17 protein-coding genes are annotated in these 20,705 nt (G+C 59.5%); 9 read left to right on the plus strand and 8 right to left on the minus strand.

Annotated elements, in window-relative coordinates:
• Positions 1-9 precede the first annotated feature (9 nt).
• From RAE19_RS02730 to RAE19_RS02750, 5 genes are all read right to left on the minus strand, one after another.
• Positions 10-159: a hypothetical protein gene (locus tag RAE19_RS02730; RefSeq protein ID WP_313873475.1), complete on the minus strand. Its 150-nt coding sequence runs from the start codon at positions 157-159 to the stop codon at positions 10-12.
• A 160-nt stretch (positions 160-319) separates the two neighbouring features.
• Positions 320-1,588, minus strand: a complete 1,269-nt coding sequence (locus RAE19_RS02735; RefSeq protein ID WP_313873476.1) for an MFS transporter — start codon at positions 1,586-1,588, stop codon at positions 320-322.
• On the minus strand, positions 1,578-2,999 hold the full coding sequence (locus tag RAE19_RS02740; protein ID WP_313873477.1) for an efflux transporter outer membrane subunit: 1,422 nt from the start codon (positions 2,997-2,999) through the stop codon (positions 1,578-1,580). Before RAE19_RS02740 ends, RAE19_RS02735 begins: the two co-directional genes overlap by 11 nt.
• A gap of 4 nt (positions 3,000-3,003) precedes the next feature.
• Entirely contained in the window at positions 3,004-6,147 is a 3,144-nt protein-coding gene (locus tag RAE19_RS02745; RefSeq protein WP_313873478.1) for a multidrug efflux RND transporter permease subunit, read from the minus strand.
• Positions 6,148-6,165: 18 nt separating this feature from the next.
• Positions 6,166-7,326: an efflux RND transporter periplasmic adaptor subunit gene (locus tag RAE19_RS02750; RefSeq protein ID WP_313873479.1), complete on the minus strand. Its 1,161-nt coding sequence runs from the start codon at positions 7,324-7,326 to the stop codon at positions 6,166-6,168.
• 127 nt (positions 7,327-7,453) lie between these two features.
• Here RAE19_RS02750 and RAE19_RS02755 point away from each other — a divergent pair, with 127 nt between their 5' ends.
• The 9 genes from RAE19_RS02755 to kdpE all read left to right on the plus strand — a co-directional run bounded on the left by RAE19_RS02755 (position 7,454) and on the right by kdpE (position 18,303).
• Positions 7,454-8,191 (plus strand): response regulator, encoded by a 738-nt coding sequence (locus tag RAE19_RS02755; protein WP_313873480.1) that lies wholly within the window; start codon positions 7,454-7,456, stop codon positions 8,189-8,191.
• Entirely contained in the window at positions 8,188-9,267 is a 1,080-nt protein-coding gene (locus RAE19_RS02760) for an ATP-binding protein (RefSeq protein ID WP_313873481.1), read from the plus strand. The genes RAE19_RS02755 and RAE19_RS02760 overlap by 4 nt, the downstream gene beginning before the upstream one ends.
• Before the next feature lie 26 nt (positions 9,268-9,293).
• Complete coding sequence (locus RAE19_RS02765; protein WP_313873482.1) at positions 9,294-9,842, plus strand: GNAT family N-acetyltransferase; 549 nt, start codon at positions 9,294-9,296, stop codon at positions 9,840-9,842.
• 372 nt (positions 9,843-10,214) lie between these two features.
• Positions 10,215-10,322, plus strand: coding sequence for a K(+)-transporting ATPase subunit F (gene kdpF / locus RAE19_RS02770; protein WP_313873483.1), 108 nt, complete (start codon positions 10,215-10,217; stop codon positions 10,320-10,322).
• The gene (gene kdpA, locus RAE19_RS02775) at positions 10,322-12,118 is read left to right on the plus strand and encodes a potassium-transporting ATPase subunit KdpA (RefSeq protein WP_313873484.1); all 1,797 of its coding nucleotides are present in this window, start codon (positions 10,322-10,324) and stop codon (positions 12,116-12,118) included. The genes kdpF and kdpA overlap by 1 nt, the downstream gene beginning before the upstream one ends.
• A 28-nt stretch (positions 12,119-12,146) precedes the next feature.
• A complete protein-coding gene (gene kdpB, locus RAE19_RS02780; RefSeq protein ID WP_313873485.1) occupies positions 12,147-14,237 on the plus strand; it encodes a potassium-transporting ATPase subunit KdpB in 2,091 nt (696 codons plus the stop codon).
• Positions 14,238-14,247: 10 nt separating this feature from the next.
• A complete protein-coding gene (gene kdpC, locus RAE19_RS02785) occupies positions 14,248-14,817 on the plus strand; it encodes a potassium-transporting ATPase subunit KdpC (protein ID WP_313873486.1) in 570 nt (189 codons plus the stop codon).
• A 4-nt stretch (positions 14,818-14,821) separates the two neighbouring features.
• Positions 14,822-17,596, plus strand: coding sequence for a DUF4118 domain-containing protein (locus RAE19_RS02790; RefSeq protein ID WP_313873487.1), 2,775 nt, complete (start codon positions 14,822-14,824; stop codon positions 17,594-17,596).
• A gap of 5 nt (positions 17,597-17,601) precedes the next feature.
• Positions 17,602-18,303 carry a two-component system response regulator KdpE gene (gene kdpE / locus RAE19_RS02795; protein ID WP_313873488.1) on the plus strand — a complete coding sequence of 234 codons (702 nt, stop codon included), beginning with the start codon at positions 17,602-17,604 and terminating at the stop codon, positions 18,301-18,303.
• Between the two features lie 152 nt (positions 18,304-18,455).
• Here kdpE and RAE19_RS02800 read toward each other — a convergent pair whose 3' ends face one another.
• The 3 genes from RAE19_RS02800 to RAE19_RS02810 form a co-directional block, all read right to left on the minus strand.
• Entirely contained in the window at positions 18,456-19,010 is a 555-nt protein-coding gene (locus tag RAE19_RS02800) for a cysteine hydrolase family protein (protein WP_313873489.1), read from the minus strand.
• Between the two features lie 147 nt (positions 19,011-19,157).
• The gene (locus RAE19_RS02805; RefSeq protein WP_313873490.1) at positions 19,158-19,730 is read right to left on the minus strand and encodes a metallophosphoesterase family protein; all 573 of its coding nucleotides are present in this window, start codon (positions 19,728-19,730) and stop codon (positions 19,158-19,160) included.
• Positions 19,731-19,940: 210 nt separating this feature from the next.
• A complete protein-coding gene (locus RAE19_RS02810; protein ID WP_313873491.1) occupies positions 19,941-20,699 on the minus strand; it encodes a formylglycine-generating enzyme family protein in 759 nt (252 codons plus the stop codon).
• Positions 20,700-20,705 lie beyond the last annotated feature (6 nt).

The following is a 20,705-nucleotide window of genomic DNA, read 5'->3' on the forward strand; positions in this document are numbered from 1 at the left end:
CTCCCAGTCTCAGCGAGGCAGATTAACGTTGTTGAACGCAGACTCAAACCGTCCTTCGCGTTCCGCGGCGCGTTGAAACACAACACGCTGCACCGTGATTTCAACGGGAGTGGGCGTCTTGGCAAACAGGGACATGAACTCACCCACAAAGTCGTTCATAGCAATGTGACGCCCTGGCGCTCTTAAAAATAAATCCCGCGGTGTAGCGGCTGGGCTTTACAAGCTATCGAAAGAGACCCGGAGCAGGCACTCTTTGATGCACGCTTTCGCAGGGCCACGATCGAGTTAAATAATTCAGCGGAATATCAAGCCGATATTCCTAATCTCCACCGATCGGTCTACGCCCTGTGCAGGCTGTCGCAGGGTGGTCCAAGCGCATGAGTGAAGGCGAGAGAAATCCCGCAAGACTGACTCCAGCGCCGAGTAGTCCAGCAATCACAAACAGTGCTCGCACGCCCACCAACTCACCCAAAGGCGTGAGCAACGCCAAGCCTACGGGCGCAGCCAGACCCATGATGCTGTTGAGCAACGAAAAAACGCGCCCTTGCATTTGATTGGGCACGATGCCCTGAAGCAATGCGACCAAGGGAGCATCTGCGAGCACAAAGGTGACGCCGCTGATAACCCACCAGGCAACCGCCACGCTGAACAATCTGCTGGGTGCCAGCGCAGTGAGCGCCATGGCAAGGCAAGACACGGAAAACCCCAGCAGAATCCACAGCATCGGCCTGCGAGGGGCCATTGCGGCCACGAGCAAGCCACCGAGCACCATTCCAATCCCCGAAAAACCTTCCATCAAGGCCACGTGGGTTGCGCCGCCAGAGAAGTGTTCTTTCACCAACAGCGGTACCAGTGTAAATGCCGGCATCACAGATAGGACCACCACCGCAAGCAGGGCATAGAGTTGCCGCAGCCCGGGCGTTTTCCAGACCCAACCGACGCCATCCTGAAAATCACGCCAGACGTTTTGTGCTTTCCGATTGGCCTCAAGGGCTTGCGGAATTTTGAAGCACAGCAATGGCACGATTCCCAGCACAGCCGTAGCGACATCAATTGCCAGCGCCCAGCCTATCAGCATGGCACTGATGGCCAACGCTCCCAAGGGAGCGGCGAAGACTATCGTCAGACTTTGCAGTGCCTGGCTCAGTCCACCTGCGCGTATCAGATAGCTGGCAGGAACCAGCATGGCCACACTGGCCATCGCGGCGGGCGCCTGGAAAGCTTGCATGGCACTGCGAATGGCCATCATCGTGTAGATGTGCCAGAGTGCTACCTGTTCAGTCGCGAACAGAATGATCAGCACAACCATACACAGCGCACTGACCGCATCTGCACTGATCATCAGCAGGCGCCGGCTGTAGCGATCCGCCAGGATGCCACCCAGCGGGCTGAGCAGGGCTTGGGGCAACATAGCTGCCAAACCCGCCACTGCCAGGGCCGACATGCTTCCCGTGGTATCGGTAATCCACCAGACCAGGACGAACTGCGTCAGTGCAGAGCCAATCAACGACAGCGACTGGCCGCCGAAGATGCTCCAGAACCTTAAACGCCAGTGCGGCCCCGGATCGATAGTTGAATTATTGAGCATGGGACACCTCACTGGCATCACCAACCAAGCCGCCGCCCAGCGCCTTGTAGAGCGCGATAGCGTTTGCGAATGCATTGCGACGCAAGTCCAGCAGGGCCTGTCTTGCGGCATACAGTTGGCGCTGCGAATCCAGCAATTCCAGCCTACCTTCCAAGCCCGCGCGATAGCGCAAGGCAGACAGCTCGGTGCGACGCTGCGCGAGGGTGACCACGCGGGTTTGCGCCTCCACTTGGCGGCCATAGGTTTCCTGTCCGGCCAAGGCATCGGCGACTTCGCGGAATGCGGTCTGGATGGCTTTTTCGTACTCGACCACAGCACTGGATTTGCGCACTTCGGCAAGGCGCAACTCTGCGCGCAACTTTCCGCCCTGAAAGATGGGCAAGGTCAGTTGCGGTGCGAATGTCCAGACGCGACTCCCAGCATCGAACAGGCTACTCGTGTTGGGGCTCGCGTAGCCCACGGATGTGGTCAATGACAAGCGTGGGAAGAATGCCGCCCTCGCCGCGCCAATGTCGGCATTGGCAGCTGTCAGGTTCTGTTCGGCCTGCAGAATATCTGGGCGTCGGAGTAGCAAATCAGACGGCAGACCTGCAGGCAACTGCGTCATCACCGCTTGATCACCCAAAGGCAATGGTGCGGGAAGATCCTCTTGGATCTCGGTACCAACCAACACATGCAAAGCGTTTCTGGCCTGCTTCACCATACGCACGCGTGCTTCCACATCAGCCTTTGCACTTTCGACCTGTCCCTCGGCTTGGGCTACATCCAAACCGCTGTTCTGTTTAGCCTCCTTCAGCATGCGGACCAGTTCGAGCGACCGGCTCCAGTCAGCCAGTGTGCGTTCCGCCAGCTCCTGCTGTTCCTGTGCCAAGCGCTCCGCAAAATAGGCGTCCGCGACGGCACCAATCAGCGTGATTTGCGTGGCCCTGCGTCCGTGATCGCTTGCCAGGTAGCGAGCGAAAGCCGCTCTAGAAAGAGAGCGGACCCGACCGAATAAATCCACTTCGAAGGCGTTCAAGCCCAGGCTCACCCCGTACTGCTCCTGCACAGCTGTAGAAGTGGTTTGGCTTGATTCAACGATGGCGGTCGTGCGCTGACGCACAGCCGTACCCGTCGCGTCAAACTCAGGTAAGCGCGATGCGTTCTGTATGCCGTATTGCACCCGCACAGCGTCAACATTCAGTGCTGCCATCCGCAGGTCGCGGTTGTTTTTGACCGCCAGCCCAATGAGGTGTTGCAAGCGCTTGTCGACGAACATCGAATGCCAATCCAGATCAGCCACAGGTGCGTGGGTCGATGCAAGCCCTGCATCCGGGAATTTGGGTGGAACGGGAGATGCCGGCTTGACCAGCTCGGGGATGAGCGAGCAAGCCGACAGGCACAAGACCAGTGGAAGTAGGAGTAAACGCATGGAATCAACTCTCTTGGGGTGGGGAAATCGCAATGGCTGCAGTGCGCCCTGCCCAGCGCTGTTTGATACGCTCCTGCCACCCCATCACAAACACAAAGAAAACGGGTACGAAGAAAATGGCCAACACGGTGGCAGCGATCACGCCGCCCAGTACACCGGTGCCGATCGCATGCTGGGTTTCAGCGCTGGCACCGCTAGCAATGACCAGCGGAACCACGCCCAAGCCAAAGGCCAATGAGGTCATCAGAATCGGACGTAGCCGCAGCCGCGCCGCTTCTACGGCAGACTCCACCAAGCCCTTACCCTGTTCGCGAAGCTGCTTGGCGAACTCGATGATCAAAATGGCATTCTTCGCCGACAGGCCGATCACCGTGATCATGCCGACCTTAAAGAACACATCATTCGGCAAGCCGCGCAGCATCACAGCAGCGACTGCACCGATCAACCCGAGCGGTACGACCAGCATCACGGACAACGGAATCGTCCAGCTCTCGTAGAGTGCGGCAAGCACCAGGAACACCACAAGCATCGACAGAGCCATCAGCATGGGCGCTTGCGAAGCAGATTGCCGCTCTTGCAGCGATTGCCCCGTCCAGGCCACCGCAAAGCCCGGTGGCAGCTGTTGCGCCAGCCGCTCCATCTCTGCCATGGCGGCACCACTGGATACGCCGGGGCCAGCATTTCCTGAAAGGCGCATCGATGGAAACCCCTGGAAGCGCACCATTTGTACCGGCGTTTCATTCCACACGGGTCGCACAAGTTCTGACAGGGGAACCATGCCACCGCGGGCGTTGCGCACGTGCAGTTTGAGCACCTGGTCGATCTGCATGCGTGCCGGAGCATCGGCCTGAATGATGATTTGCTGCATGCGCCCGGCATTGGGGAAATCGCCCACATACGTCGATCCCATGGCTGTAGACAGCATCTCACTGATGCCTGTGAACGGGACGCCCAGTGCCTCGGCTTTTAGCCTGTCAATGTCCAGGCGGATGCTGGTGCCTGTCGGCAGGCCGTATGGATAGACCCCATTGACGATTTTGCTTTGCGCGGCCAAGCCCAGCAGCTGCGATTGGGCCGCCAGCAGTGCGGGATAGCCCCGGTTTGCGCGATCCAACAATTGCATAGTGAAACCAGAACTGGTGCCCAACTCGTCAATGGCCGGTGGCAGCATGTTCATCGCCGTTCCTTCGTTGAGACTAGCCATCGCCTCCTGCGTTAGCGCGGCTTCACTTTGGGAAGTCGTTCCATTGCGCTCTTTCCAGTCCTTCAACACGGTAAAAGCCATTGCGGTGTTGGCACCGGAACCCGAGAAGCCGAAGCCCAGAATGGACATGCTGGACTGGATGCTGGGGCGCGATGCAATGTAGGTTTCGTATTTCTTGACTGCTTCGAGCGTGCGTTCCGCGGTGGCGTCCGCAGGCAGCTGGATTGCGGTCATGAAATACCCTTGGTCCTCTTCCGGGAGGAACGAGGAGGGCAACTTCTGCAAGAGCACCCCCAGCACCGCGACGATCACCATGAGCGCCAGCATGATCGGCCCTGTGCGTTTAACCAGTCGCTCAACACGCGTTTCGTACGTGCGGGTCAGGCTGTTGAAACGCCGGTTGAACCAACCGAAGAAGCCTCCTTTGTGGTGATGGCTGGGGTCCACCGGCTTTAACAAGGTAGCGCACAGCGCTGGCGTCAGCGTCAGTGCCAGAAAGGCCGAGAACAGGATGGACACAGCCATGGACAACGTGAACTGTTGGTAGATCACGCCCACCGAACCGCTGGCCAGCGCCATGGGTATGAACACGGCAGTCAGCACCAGGGTGATGCCGATCACAGCGCCGGATATCTCCTTCATGGCTTTGATCGTGGCGTCCTTCGGACCCAATCTTTCCGTAGTCATGAGGCGCTCGACGTTCTCCACGACGACGATGGCGTCATCGACGATGATCCCGACGGCCAACACCATGCCAAACATAGTGAGCACATTGATCGAAAAGCCTGACGCCAGCATCACCGCAAAGGTACCCAGCAGCGCGATTGGCGCAACGATGGCTGGAATCAGCGTGTAGCGGATGTTTTGCAGAAACACCAGCATCACCAGAAATACCAGTGCCATGGCTTCCATCAGCGTATGCACCACCTTTTCGATGGAGATGGTGACAAACGGAGCCGTGTTGAAAGGGACCGAGTAGCTCATCCCTTTGGGCATCGAGCGGCTGAGTTCGGCCAGGCGGTCCTGTACGCCTTTGGCTGTCCGAACGGCATTGGCGCCGGGCGCCAACTGCACCGCCGCAGAGGTAGATACCTTGCCGTTTTCGCGGTTGGAAAACCCGTAAGACTGGGCACCGAGTTCAACGCGGGCCACGTCGGCGAGCACGACCTTGGAGCCGTCTGCATTGGCGCGCAAGACCACGCTGCCGAATTCCTGGGGCGTACTCAACTGCCCCTGCACGGTCAGGGGAACAGTAACGCGCTGCCCCGGCAGGGCCGGTGATGCGCCCACACTGCCAGGTGCAATCTGCGCGTTCTGCTGAACAATGGCCGAGCTCAGGTCGCCCATGGACAGTCCGTAGCTGATCATCTTGGCAGGATCAACCCAGATGCGCATGGCCTGCTCGGCGCCGAACAATTGCACCTTGCCCACGCCCGGAATGAGCCGCAGCTCCTCGATCAGGTTGCGCGCCATGTAGTCGCTGAGCTCGGTTTCGCTGTAGCGACCATCGTCAGACTTCAGGCCCACAATCATCAGGAAGCCTGACGACGCAGACTCCACCGTCAACCCGTTCTGGCGCACCACCTGCGGCAGGCGCGCTTCGATGGTCTTGAGCTTGTTCTGCACATCGACCTGCGCCAACTCCGGATTCGTGCCGGGCTTAAACGTGGCTGTAATGGAGGCCGAACCCGAGGCGTCGGCCGAGGACTCGAAGTACAGCAGGTTCTTGACGCTAGGCAGTTCGCGCTCAATCAAGCTGAGCACAGCGTCATTCATGGTCTGGGGCGTGGCACCCGGGAAGCTGGCACTGATACTGACCGATGGAGGTGCTACCGACGGATAGCGGGCGATGGGTAACTGCGGAATGGCAAGCACCCCCAGCAGGATGATGAACAATGCGATCACCCAGGCAAACACGGGGCGTTGGACAAAAAATTGGGACATGGAAAGTCTCCTGCCAACTCAACGCAAGGCCGAGACGGAAGCCGCAACGGGCGCTTGCCACTCGCGCGCACTGACGCTGGCACCCGTAGATAAACGCTCCATGCCCTCCACAACGACAGACTGACCAGCACTCAGCCCCGAGCGGACGCGGTAACTGCGTCCTACCAGTTCACCCAGCTCGATCGCACTCAGCCGCGCAGTCCCCGAAGTGTCGATCGTCCAGACCTGCGGCTGGCCACCGACCCGAACCACCGCCTGTTGCGGCACGGTCAGCGCCGTGTCATAGCTTTGTCGGACCACGCGCGCACGGACAAACATGCCTGGCAGGAGTTCGCGTTCGGGGTTGTCCACTAGCACCCTCAAAAGCACATCGCCGGTACCAGCATCGACGTTAACGCCAGAGAACAGAATGCGCCCTTTTGCGCCATAGAGAGTGCCGTCGCCGCGAAGTACAGCGACTTGTAGGCCGCTGCCCTTACCCGCGTTCTGGGTTGACAGCATTTCATGCATGGACTCCAAGGACGACGCTGGACGGCGAACATCCACGTAGACCTGGTCAATCTGCTGAACCCGCGCCATTGGGTTGCTATCACCGCTGTTCACCAGGGTGCCTTCGGTGATCAGGGCTTGATCGATGCGCCCGGAAATAGGCGCTTCTACCGTGGAAAACTTCAAGTCGAGCTGGCGGCGCGCCAGTGTGGCACGCGCTTGCGCCACATCCGCGGCGGATTGGTCGCGCAGAGACGCTGCGTCGTCATAGGTTTGGCGACTGATGGCGTCCGCGTCCAGCAGAGGTTGCAGTCGGTTGGTTTGCACCTGGGCACGTGCGAAAGCCACTTCAGCCCGTTGCAAGGCGGCCGCAGCCGTATCGGTCTCGGCGCGAAACGGTGCCGGGTTGATCTGGAACAGCGCTTGCCCGGCGCGTACCTCTGTACCTTGCTCGAACAGGCGGCGCTGTACGATGCCACTCACTTGCGGCCGAATCTCCGCCACACGTAAAGCAACAACACGGCCAGGCAAATCTTCGGTGATATCCAGGTGCGACGGCGCCATGGTCATCACGGACACTTGCACCGGAGCAGGAGCCATGTCTTGCGGCTCAGACTTCCCACACGCTGCAAGTGTTGCCACCAACAGAACCGCCAACCCCTCACGCTGAAACACTTGTTTGATCTTCACGAAACTCTCCAATACACAGACCGTCAGAGCGGCATGCGGGTCGGATTTTTCTCGTCTTCGATGGGGGTTGCGCCACGCTATGATGGAGATTCGATGGAGATGTGAAATAGATGGGTAAACCGCAGCCATGCACAACTTGACGCATCACGCCAACACGGAATCGCCCTCGCAAGCCTTGATCTTGATTGCCGAGGACGAGCCAGAAATCGCCGACATCCTCACGGCCTACATGACACGCTCCGGCTTGCGCTGTGTCCACGCAGCAGATGGTCGCCGCGCACTTGAGCTCCACCTGTCTCTGAAACCCGACCTTGTGCTGCTGGACGTGCACATGCCGCACATGGATGGGTGGCAAGTCCTTTCGGAAATCCGGCATCGCGGCGACACCCCCGTCATCATGCTGACGGCCATGGACCAGGACATTGACAAACTGATGGGGCTGCGAATCGGTGCCGACGATTACGTAGTCAAGCCATTCAATCCTGCAGAGGTTGTGGCCCGCACCCAAGCCGTCTTGCGTCGGTCTTTGGCGCTAGGCCAACGCGTAGACCAGCGCTTGTTGCGAGCCGCTCCGTTCGAAATAGACCTCGACAACCACGAAGCGGTCGTCCACGTCGGCAAGCGGCGCCACGCGCTAACGTTGACGTTGACCGAATTCAAGCTGCTGGCACAACTGGCGCGCGCACCCAAGCGCGTCTTTAGTCGCGCCGAGCTGCTGGTGTCCTGCCTGCCTGAAGGAGACACCCTGGAGCGCACGGTCGATAGCCATGTCAGCAAGCTGCGCAAGAAGCTAGAGGATTTGGGTATCGCAGGCTTTCCGGTCGCGATCCGGGGTGTGGGATATCGGCTCTGGAGTACCGAATGAAGCTGGTCGGACTGAGCCGACAAATTGCGCTGTCGATGATGGCGATGGCCTTTGGCATCACCCTCCTGTTTTTGCTGACGTCCTACGCTTTCTATTACACATGGCAAGCCTACTGGCCCGAGCAGATTCCTTCTGAGAGCCTGCTCCCCACCGGGCCCGAACTGGCATGGATGATCGGGACGACTATCGTCGGACTGGGCTTTGCCATCGTGGTTGCGATTAGTTTGGCGCGGCGTATTCTGGTGCCACTGAATTCGGTCACTGACAGCATTCGCCGCGTTGCGCAAGGCGAACTGGGGGCCAGGGCCGAGGCGGGAGACCGCTCTCTCGGGGAAGCTTCGCTCTTGGCCGACGACTTCAACGCACTCGCTGAAAAACTGCAGCGCGTGACTGAGGAGCAAACTTTCTGGAATGCTGCGATCGCCCATGAGTTGCGTACGCCGGTCACCATTCTTCGCGGGCGGCTGCAAGGCCTGGCAGAGGGCGTATTCCCACCCGAGCCAGCCCAATTTCAAAGATTGCTGACACAGGTTGAAGGCCTCTCCAGGCTGATCGAGGATTTGCGCGCTGTGAGCCTGTCAGAAAGTGGACATCTGGATCTTCAATGGCAAGAGTCCGACCTTGCAGCAGAAATCACGTCGGTTGCGGATTTCTGTTCTGACGCGCTGGCGTTGGCCGGCCAGCATGCTGTGCTGGACTTGGACCGTAGCCCCAAACACTGCGATCCGGCACGCATACGGCAAGCATTGCTGGCCTTGCTGGAGAACGCACGGCTTCACGCGGTTCCAGGGGCGATCCGGATTCAGTCACGACTTGAGAATGGGCAGTGCATTCTGTCGGTCGAAGACGAGGGGCCCGGTATCACAGAAGCTGAAAAAGAGCTGGTTTTCAGGGCGTTTCGACGCGCAAAGTCAGCCCGCACTGACACCAGAGGCAGCGGTTTGGGCTTGGCAGTGGTGGCGGCTATCGCACGGGCGCACGGTGGCAAGGCGGCGTGCATCGCCACCGACAAGGGCGGAACCATCTTTACCTTGTCTTGGCCCCAACCAACATCCAAAGTCGTCGCAGCGTCCTAGCGTCGCAGTCCGCAGGAGAAAGAGACGTGCCTACCCTCGATGAGAAAGCCCTAGTGACGCTGCTCACCGCGCAGCCAAGTAGCTTCAAAGAATTCACACTCGCATTGCAGGATTCTTTCAGCGTTGCCGCGATTGCCGAGTTCGGACACCCGCTGGATGAACCCATTCCGTCCGACGATGACGTTGCGCAATCGCTCAGCGCGCCGGGCTCAGTCGCCCATTGGATCATGGCGAATGGTGAGCGGGTAGGAGGAGCAGTGGTCTCTATAGACGAGAAGAGCGGACGCAACACACTTGCCTTCTTCTTTGTCTCTACCAAGCAGCAAAGCCGCGGCCTGGGACTTCGTGCGTGGCAAGCCATCGAAAAGGCGTATCCATCGACCCGGGTTTGGGAGACTGTGACCCCTTATTTCGAAAAGAGGAACATCCACTTCTACGTCAACAAATGCGGTTTCAAGATTGTGGAGTTCTATAACAAAAGCAATCCTGACCCTCATCATCAGACGGGCCTCAATCTAGGCGAGGAGGATAGCGATGAGATGTTCAGATTTGAAAAGAATATGGGATGGCCGTAACCTATGGCCCCACGACATAGCGCCAGCCAAATCAGGAAATGCTGAGCGTCTGCTAAATTTTGCTAAAGATTCGCTTACTTACACCGGCTTTGGGTCGACTGCTGCTAAGGGCCATTTGCGGACACTTGTGTATGTCTGCTTTCAAACGTCAATAGCAAGTCCCAATTACACAGCCCATCCTGCAAATTGCTGGTGAAAAAGTCTGTCCTGTTGTGTCCAAATGCCTAGTCAAATATTTGCTGTGAGTAGTTGGAATACCGTGCAATCCGCTTGGATTTTTACGGCTTTTTTACACCCTTATCGCTAATCTCATCCCCATTTTTACTCGCCTCTGACCACACTTCTCCCATCGATTTGATGTAGGAGTAAGTAATGGAAACAGTCAACACCCTTAACGTGGTCTACGGCTTGGGCGGCACATGCGCTGCTCTACTGTTGGCATATTTGGTCTATGCACTGGTGCGTGCGGAGGACTTTTAATGAGCAGCTCTGCGTTGGGGCTGCTGGCCCTATTTCTGATCACATTATTGATAGCTTCGTGGTCTTTGGGCATCTGGCTTGCGCGCCTGAGTTCGGGCAGGCTACCGCACTGGGTGCTGCGCCTGGAAGCACCTTTGTTCCAACTGGCAGGCACATCGCCTGACCAGTCCATGCCGTGGAAGCAATACACCGTAGCGTTGCTGGCCTTCAATGCACTCGGTTTAGTTGCCGTTTTTCTGCTGCAGCGCTGGCAGGTAGTTTTGCCACTCAACCCCGCAAGCATGGCGGAAGTTTCGTTGGATAGCGCATTCAACACAGCAGTGAGCTTTGTCACCAACACCAACTGGCAAGGCTACGCAGGTGAGTCCACCATGGGCTACCTCACGCAAATGCTGGGCTTGGCGGTCCAAAACTTTTTGTCTGCTGCCACAGGTATCGCGGTGGTATTCGCGCTGTTCCGCGGGTTTGCCGCGAAATCGACTGCCGTGATCGGCAACTTCTGGGTGGACATCACCCGCATCACCGCTTGGTTGCTGCTACCGCTGTCTTTGGTGTTCGCCATCTTTCTGGTCGGCCAGGGCGTGATTCAGAACTTTGACGCTTACCAGGACGTCACCACATTGGAGCCCACACAGTTCCAGCAACCCAAGCTGGGTACAGACGGCCAACCCGTGCTCGACGACAAGGGTGCCCCAGTAATGGAAGCCACCAGCACCCAAACACAGACACTGCCCATGGGCCCGGTGGCTTCGCAAGAGGCCATCAAGATGCTGGGCACCAATGGAGGTGGCTTTTTCAATGCCAACTCGGCTCATCCGTATGAAAACCCCACGGCTTTAAGCAACTTCCTGCAGATGCTGGCGATCTTCCTGATCCCCGCGGCGCTGTGTTTTGCCTTTGGCCGCGAGGTAGGCGACCAGCGCCAAGGCTGGGCGGTGTTGGCCGCCATGACGGTGATGTTTGTGATTGCCGTTATGGCCATCATGCCCGCTGAGCAAATCGGCAATCCGCAGATTGCGGCACTGGGTGTTGACCAGGCCGCAAGCAGCCTGCAGAGCGGCGGGAACATGGAAGGCAAGGAAACCCGCTTCGGCATTACTGCCAGCAGTCTGTTTGCAGTGATCACCACCGCAGCGTCCTGCGGCGCAGTCAACTCGATGCACGATTCCTTCACCCCGCTGGGTGGCATGGTGCCCATGGTCATGATGCAACTCGGCGAGGTGGTGTTCGGTGGCGTGGGCACAGGCTTGTACGGCATGTTGATTTTCGCCATCCTGGCCGTCTTCATTGCCGGCCTGATGATTGGCCGTACCCCCGAGTATTTGGGCAAGAAGATTGAGTCGCATGAGATGAAGCTCACGTCCATCGCGATTCTGGTTACGCCCATTCTGGTGCTCGCAGGTACCGCCATTGCGGTGATGGCAGGCGCCGGCAAGGCCGGCATTGCCAACCCCGGCGCCCATGGCTTCTCTGAAATTCTGTACGCCCTGACCTCGGCCGCCAACAACAACGGCAGTGCCTTTGCGGGTCTGTCGGCCAACACACCGTTCTACAACTACCTGCTGGCTATTGCCATGTGGTGTGGCCGCTTTGGTGTGATCGTGCCGGTGCTAGCCATTGCCGGTGCGCTGGCAGCCAAGAAGCGCTTGCCCGCTACCGTCGGCACCTTCCCTACCCACGGCCCATTGTTTGTGGTGTTGCTGATCGGCACGGTGCTGCTGGTGGGCTTATTGAATTACGTGCCCTCGCTGGCCTTGGGCCCGGTGGTCGAGCACCTGATGCTCTGGCCAAAGTGATGTGCCCCCAAATTTGCGAGAGAAACTTATGACAAGCAAAAACTCTTTAACCCTGATGGATCCCGCACTGGTCAAGCCCGCGGTGTGGGCAGCGTTCATCAAGTTGGATCCTCGCGTGCAGTGGCGCAACCCGGTGATGTTTGTGGTCTACATCGGCAGCATCATCACCACCTTGCTAGGCTTGCAAGCATTGCAAGGTAACGTAGCCGACTCGCCCGCCTTCATCCTCACAGTGGCGGTGTGGCTCTGGTTCACCGTGTTGTTTGCCAACTTTGCCGAAGCACTGGCCGAAGGCCGCAGCAAGGCCCAGGCCGATTCGCTCAAAGGCTTGAAGAAAAGCACTTGGGCCAAAAAACTCAAAGAACCTGTGCACGGCTCCACCTGGCTCCCCGAGCAGGCCGAAAACCTGCGCAAGGGCGATGTGGTGCTGGTGGAAGCCGGCGACATGATTCCGGTAGATGGTGAAGTCATCCAAGGCGTGGCAACGGTCGACGAGAGCGCCATCACCGGCGAATCCGCCCCGGTGGTGCGCGAGTCGGGTGGCGACTTTGCCTCTGTCACCGGCGGCACACGAGTGCTCTCAGACTGGCTGGTGGTGCGCATTGGCGTGAACCCTGGCGAGTCGTTTCTGGACCGCATGATCGGCATGGTCGAGGGCGCCAAGCGCCAGAAGACGCCTAACGAAGTGGCACTGACCATTTTGCTGGTGGCGCTGACCATCGTGTTTCTGGTGGTGACGGTGACCTTGCTGCCTTTCTCCATCTTCAGTGTGGAGACAGCAGGCAGTGGCACGGTGGTCAGCATCACTGCGCTGATTGCCCTGCTGGTGTGCCTGATCCCGACCACCATTGGCGGCCTGTTGTCGGCCGTGGGCGTGGCCGGCATGAGCCGCATGATGCAGGCCAATGTGATTGCCACCTCGGGCCGCGCGGTGGAAGCCGCTGGCGATGTGGATGTGCTGCTGCTCGACAAGACCGGCACCATCACCCACGGCAACCGCCAGGCCGCCTTGTTCATTCCCGCCCCCGGCATAAGCTTGGAGCAGCTCGCGCTGTGCGCCGCGCAAGCCTCTGCCGCCGATGAAACGCCGGAAGGCCGCAGCATCGTGGTGCTGGCGCAAAGCAAGGTGCAGGTCGAACCATTGACCGGCACGACGACAGAGGTGCCCTTCACTGCCCAAACCCGCATGAGCGGCATGGATGTGACCGGCACCGATGGCAACCAACGCCAGCTGCGCAAGGGCGCGGTGGACGCGGTGCGCAAGTACCTCGAAGCGCAAGGCAACACCATGCCCGCCGAGGTGCTGCGTGCAGCCGACGAGGTGTCACGCCGTGGCAGTACGCCGCTGGCCGTGGTGGATGGCCACCGGGTGCTGGGCGTGGTGGAGCTCAAAGACATCGTCAAGGCCGGTATCAAGGAGCGCTTTGGCGAGCTGCGCCGCATGGGCATCAAGACGGTGATGATCACTGGCGACAATCGGCTCACCGCCGCTGCCATTGCAGCCGAGGCAGGTGTGGACGACTTTCTGGCCGAGGCTACTCCAGAAGACAAGCTCACTTTGATCCGCAGCTACCAGGCCGAAGGCCGCCTAGTCGCCATGACGGGAGACGGCACCAACGATGCCCCCGCGTTGGCCCAAGCCGATGTGGCGGTGGCCATGAACAGCGGCACCCAAGCCGCCAAAGAGGCCGGCAACATGGTGGACCTGGACTCCAACCCCACCAAGCTGCTGGAGATTGTGGAGACCGGTAAAGCGCTGTTGATGACGCGCGGCTCGCTCACCACCTTCTCGATTGCCAATGATGTAGCCAAGTACTTCGCCATCATTCCAGCGATTTTTGTGAGTACCTATCCCCAACTGGGCGCACTCAATGTGATGCACCTAGGCAGCCCCAACTCGGCGATTTTGTCGGCGGCGATTTTGTCGGCGGTGATTTTTAACGCGCTGATCATCGTGGTGCTGATTCCGCTGGCCCTCAAGGGCGTGAAATACCGGCCTGTGGGTGCTGCAGCTCTTTTGCGCCGCAATCTGGCGATCTATGGTCTAGGCGGGCTGATCGTGCCTTTCATCGGCATCAAAGCGATTGACCTCTTACTCGTTGCACTAAATCTGGTTTAAGGAGCCACGTATGAAAAAAACTCTTCGTCCCCTGCTGGTGCTGTTCACCGCGCTGACCTTGGTTACCGGCGTGGCCTACCCGCTGGTGGTCACGGTTGTCGGCCAAGCCGCATTTCCGCAGCAGGCACACGGCAGCCTGATCATGCGAGATGGCAAAACAGTGGGCTCCGCGCTCATCGGTCAGAACTTCACAGACCCGGGCCACTTCTGGGGCCGCCCTTCGGCTACCAGCCCGTTTGCCAACAATGCGGCCGCCTCCAGTGGCTCCAATCAAGGCCCGCTGAATCCGGCACTCATAGATGCTGCCAAGGGCCGCCTGGATGCCTTACGCGCGGTCGATCCGATGAACACCGCGCCAGTGCCGGTGGAGCTAGTTAGTGCCTCTGCCAGCGGGCTGGACCCGCACATCAGCCCCGCCGCCGCGGAGTACCAGATCGCTCGCGTGGCAGAAGCCCGCAAGTTGCCGCCTGAGGTCGTACGGACACTGGTGGCGCAGCACACCACGCGTCCGTTGCTCAGCGTACTGGGTGAGCCGGTAGTTAATGTGCTGCAACTGAACCTAGCGCTTGGTGCACACTAAGTCCATGGCAAGCACTAGCGAATCCCGCCCGGACCCCGATGCGCTTCTGGCGCTGATCAAGGAAGAAAGCCTGGCGCACGAGCGCGGAAAACTGCGCGTGTACTTCGGCGCCAATGCCGGGGTGGGCAAGACATACGCGATGCTAAGTGCCGCCCAGCGGGCGCAACGTGCGGGTTTGCAGGTATTGGTCGGCGTGATCGAAACACATGGCCGCAAAGAGACCATGGAGCTGCAGGCAGACCTCAAGCTGCTGCCGCTTCGCAAAGTGCCCTATCGGGGTCAGGTGTTGCTGGAACTGGATCTCGATGCAGCACTTGCCGCCAAGCCGGATGTGTTGCTGGTTGATGAACTCGCCCACAGCAACGCACCGGGATCGCGCCACCCCAAAAGGTGGCAGGACGTGCAGGAGCTGCTGGACGCAGGCATTGATGTTTGGACGGCTCTCAACGTGCAGCACCTTGAAAGCCTCAACGGCACAGTAGGTGCCATTACCGGTGTGCGGGTGAACGAGACCGTACCCGACACGGTGCTGGACGGCGCCGAAGAGCTCGTGCTGGTGGACGTCACCGCCGACGAACTGCTGGCCCGTTTGAAAGCCGGCAAGGTCTACGTACCCCAACAAGCGGAGCGCGCCACACAAAACTTTTTCCGCAAGGGCAATCTGATTGCACTGCGGGAAATCGCGTTACGACGCACGGCTGAACATGTGGGCGACGACGTGCGAAGTTACCGCCGGAACATGGTGCAGACCAGCCGGCAACTGGACCCGGCACGCACCGCAGCGTGGAATACCTCGGGCGCCTTGCTGGTGTGCGTGGGTCCCCGCGCAGGCGCGGAGCATGCGGTACGAACTGCCGCACGCCTAGCGGGTCAGCTCAATGTGCGCTGGCACGGGGCCTATGTGGAAACACCGGCTTTGCAACGGCTGCCCGCACGTGATCGGGACCGCACTTTGGCAGTGCTCAAGCTAGCCGAAGAACTGGGTGGCAAAACAGCTGTTCTGACCGGCGACCAAATCGCCCCCACTCTCCTGCAGCATGCCCAAGAACTTAACTGCGCAACATTGGTACTCGGCCGCCCGGCGGCGTCCGGCTGGGGCCAGCTCCGCCATCTATTTCGGCCAACCCTGACACGCCAGATCGGGGCGTTGGCCCCCACATTGGACATTGTGGAAGTCGGCTTCACCGAGAGCGTGCGCCAGCTCGGCGAGTCGCTGCGGCACGGTGCACAGGACGAGGAACAGCACAGCCCTTGGGGCGCCAAGCTGAAGCGTTATGGCGGCGCACTGGCCATTTGCGTAGCTGCCACGCTGTTCACTTTGCCGATGCTGAAATGGATTGATCTGGCAAACATCGTGATGTTGTTTCTCTTGGCGGTGGTGGTGGTGGCGGTCAGGTTCGGTCGCGGCCCGGCCTCACTGGCGGCAGTGCTGTCGGTCGCGTCTTTCGATTTCTTTTTCGTGCAACCCCGGCTCTCATTCGCCGTGAGCGATGTGCAGTACCTCGTCACCTTTGCGGTCATGCTGGCCGTGGGGCTACTAATCGGGCAACTGACGGCGAACCTTCGCTTCTCAGCCCAGGTCTCAGTCAGCCGAGAGCGGCGGGCGCAGGCGCTTTTTGAATTGACTCGCGATTTGTCCGGCGCCCTGCAAACTGAACAGATTGTGGAGCTGGGCGAAGCGGCGGTACGCCGCACCTTCGGCGACAGCGCCAAAGTGCTGTTGCCTGACACGCGGGATCAGTTGGTGTTTCCCGACGGGTTGCCGGAAGGCTTGGATCAGGGCATTGCCGACTGGGCTTTCCACCGCGCCCAGCGTGCTGGCCTGGCGACCTCCACCCTGCCATCCAACGCCTGGCATTACGTGCCGCTGCAGGCCCCCATGAGGGTGCGTGGAGTTTTGGCTATGCGGCCAAGCCACGCACGTTGGCTCCTGATTCCCGAGCAGGTGCAGCAGCTCGACATGCTGGCAAGCCAGATCGCCACCGCCTTGGAACGTGTGCACTACGTCGAGGTGGCGCAAAGCGCTGTGGTGCAAATGGAATCAGAGCGCCTACGCAATACCTTACTGGCGGCCATGTCGCACGATATACGCACGCCCCTGACTGCCCTTGTAGGCCAGGCGGATTCGCTGGCGGCATCCACCCCACTGAGTGATGAACAGCGCAACTCCGCCCAGGCCATCAGCCACGAAGCACGGGAACTTAGTGCGTTGGTCAGCAACCTGCTGGAGATGGCCCGCCTTGAAAGTGGACAGGTGGAGCTGCGGCAGGACTGGCAGTCTGTCGAAGAGGTGGTGGGTGGCGCCATCCGCGCGGCGCGGCACGCGCTGGGCCCACGACAAATACGGACGCACTTACCCGAAGACCTGCCCCTGGTGGACTTTGACGCGGGGTTGGTGGAGCGACTTCTGGTGAATCTGCTGGAAAACGCAGCCAAGTATGGCGACAGCATTCCGCCGCATCACCCTGCGATGGAAGTGACGGCCAGCGTCACAGCCGGCACGCTGGTGTTGCGGGTCCGGGATTTCGGGCCCGGTCTGCCGCCTGCCAGCCGCGGCAAAGAAGAGGACTTGTTTGAAAAATTCACCCGTGGCCAGAGTGAATCGTCAACACGCGGTGTGGGACTTGGGTTGGCAATCTGTAAAGCCATCGTAGATGCGCATAAGGGCCGCATCACGGCCTGCAACGCGGACGACGGTGGTGCAGAATTCACCATCATCCTGCCGCGCCGACCGCCACCGCCGCCGCCCACTGAAACCGACGAAATTGACGAGCCTTAAGCCCCATGTCCGCGCCCTCTCCCGTAGCTGTATTGATCGAGGACGAACCACAAATCCGTCGTTTTGTCCGCGCCGCCCTGGAGGCCGAGGGCTGGCAGGTGTTTGAGGCTGCCACAGCACAGCTCGGCCTGCGTGACACTGCTACCCGCAAGCCGGACCTTCTGGTGCTCGACCTCGGCCTGCCGGATGCGGACGGGCTGGAAGTGATTCGCGATGTGCGCAGCTGGTCGGTCGTACCCATCGTAGTGCTCTCCGCCCGCACGGAAGAGACCGACAAAATTGCTGCGCTTGATGCTGGCGCCGACGACTATCTGACCAAGCCCTTCGGTGTGGGCGAGCTGCTCGCACGGGTGCGGGCCAACCTGCGCCGCCCCCGTGCCGCGGGCAGCGAGGGCAAGTCGGACGACTCCCTATTCCAGTTCGGCGAAGTGGAGGTGGACCGCCAGGCCCGGTTGGTTCGGCGCGCGGGCACTGAAGTACACCTCACGCCCATCGAATACCGCCTACTGCTGGTGCTGGTGGCCAATGCCGGTCGTGTGCTCACCCACCGACAGTTGCTGCGCGAGGTTTGGGGCCCGTCGCACGCGGACCAGAGCCACTACTTGCGTATTTACATGGGCCATTTGCGCCAGAAGTTGGAAGTGGACCCCAGCCAGCCGCAACACCTTTTGACAGAGTCAGGCGTAGGTTATCGATTGATGAAATAACTCATTCAGCAGCAAAGTGCTGTTCGGTTGTACTTAGAGTTTGTTTTTTGAATGTCTGCTTACGAGCATTCAAATCAGAATTCTCGACTTCCGCTTTGGGTCGACAGCTGCCACGGGCCATTAACCGCCATTCACCAATGCCGGGTTTCGGACTATTGGTTTCGCAGAAGCTCGGCAACTGGCAATACACGGGCGTACTCACCACTCATGTTGGCCAATGCAACACTGTGTATGTCCTCGGCGCCCCGCAGCTTGCCATCGATATCGGGTCGGTCGTAGGTGTAGCAAGCATCAGCCACAACCATGCAATCAAAGCCCAGACAGGCCGCACTGCGGACGGAAGCCTCAACGGACATGTTTGTGCTCACGCCTACGAACACCAGCGATCGAATGCCCCGTTGGTGCAGCCAACGTTCAAGTCCGCTCTGAGAGAACGCATCGGTCACATGCTTGTCGACAACGTGTTCGTGTTCACCTGGAGCCAGTGGATCCTGAAACTCTGCTCCCGGCTGGCCTGGCCAGAACGGCGAGCCTGGTGTGCGTGACAGATGGCGGACGTGAACGATTGGGCGAGCACAGGCACGCCAGTGTTCAAGCAGTTGCCTGATGTGTGCCTCAGCTTCCGGGTTGTTGCGCGGTAAGTCGTTGACCATGCCCTTCTGCATGTCGACGATGATGAGAGCAGTGGGTTCGTGCGATGGGTTCATTGCATGTATCCGGTCAACAAGGCCCGCTCCCAATCTAGGCAATTACGCAAGCGGGCAAGCTTTGCCATTTCCTGGTGGGGATAGGGCACGGTGAGTAGCTCTACCGCCCAGCCTGCAGCGCCGCGCTCGACGATGGCATAGCGGGCATCAGGCGATCCTGATTCGACGACATGGGAGTGAGGATAGTCGTCGGCATACAGCCGGCAAGCCAACACTGCCTGGGTTGACAATCAGCCCGCCGCGACGCGTGCGTACGCTGCGAACCACATGGCTGTGACCGCACAGGATCAGCTCTGCCCCGTATTCGCCGAGTCGTTGTTCGACTTCCTCAGCCGTGGCGTTCCGCTCTGCAGTTTGCAGTAGCGTCATGTTGTCGGCGCCCGGTGCGCCATGGCAAAGAAGGACCTGTTCATTAAACTGTCGGGTGTGACTCAGTCCACCTATCCAGTCCAATTCCGGTTGCCCCAACTCAGAGCAGGCAAACCGGTCTGAGAAGCTGGCATTGGGGCTCAGATGCAAAATCTGACGTTCATGATTACCTGCCAGATTCACCCAATCTTGGCCCATCAGAAACTGTGCCGTTTCGCGCGGCAGGAGTGGACCGGACAAGCTGTCCCCCAGATTGACCACAGCATCCACACTGCGTCGCTTGAAATCGGAAACGACGGCTTGCAGGGCGGCCAAGTTGCCATGAATATCAGAAAGAACGGCGATGCGCATAGGGCTGGAATACTAGCAAACATGTGTCGCCGGAACTTCAATGCACGGAGTGGAAATGATGGTGCATTTCGCAGAAAGTTCTCGGTTAGGCAGGTCGTGGGTGACCGGTGTGATTGTCCTTTTTTGGGTGCCCAGTCCGATATGGCGAATGTCTCATCTGGGTCGCAAGGCGACCACCAACCAGTGGTTGTGACCCAGGTACCGAAGGCATTACGGCAAACTTTTTGCACACCTGAAGCCGATGTACACCACCGCGGTGGAGGCCGGTTTCGTTTGCAGATGATCGCGATGCATCTGGGCGGCTCCGTACCACCAGGAGCCGCCGCGCGTTGGGCGATTGGTATCTGCCGCTGGGGGCTTGCCGTCATCGGTCCATTCCCATGCATTACCTCCCATGTCCCATAGGCCATTGACGCCTGTTCGCGTGGTTCCGGTCAACACATGGCCACCGCCTCTGGAGGTGACCAAGCCACCTGCATAAGCTGCAAGCGTGTTTATGGTGCCGCAATCTCCCAGGCAGTTGGCGCCTTCAGGGCTGATTCCGGTTGGATACGGGTAGCGCGTGTCTTTCACAAAACCAGTGGTTGGAGTAGTCCGTCGTTCAATGTAAGCCGCCTCCATCCATTCGGCGTCATTGGGAAGCCGCTTACCCGCCCATTGGCAAAATGCTTTGGCCTCATTGAACGTGATGTGCACCGCGGGTTCTCTGTCGTTTGCAGGTATCCCGTAAGGGGTGCGCCAAGTCCAACCGTTGCGTTGCACCCAACCACCCTCATAGGTACCTCCACCCCCTGCCCTTTCGGCAGTGGTGACGACCCCGGTGGCCTGCACATAGCGCGCAAATTGCGCGATGCTCACTTCAGTGCGGTCAATGGCAAACCCTCTTATCGCCTGCATGTAATCGTTCGCCGCCTTCGCCATTGAGCCGGCAAACATCCAAAGCAGTGTGAGCATCCATAAGTTTTTCATAGGGTA

Source organism: Rhodoferax potami (assembly GCF_032193805.1).
GTDB lineage: Bacteria > Pseudomonadota > Gammaproteobacteria > Burkholderiales > Burkholderiaceae_C > Allorhodoferax > Allorhodoferax potami_A.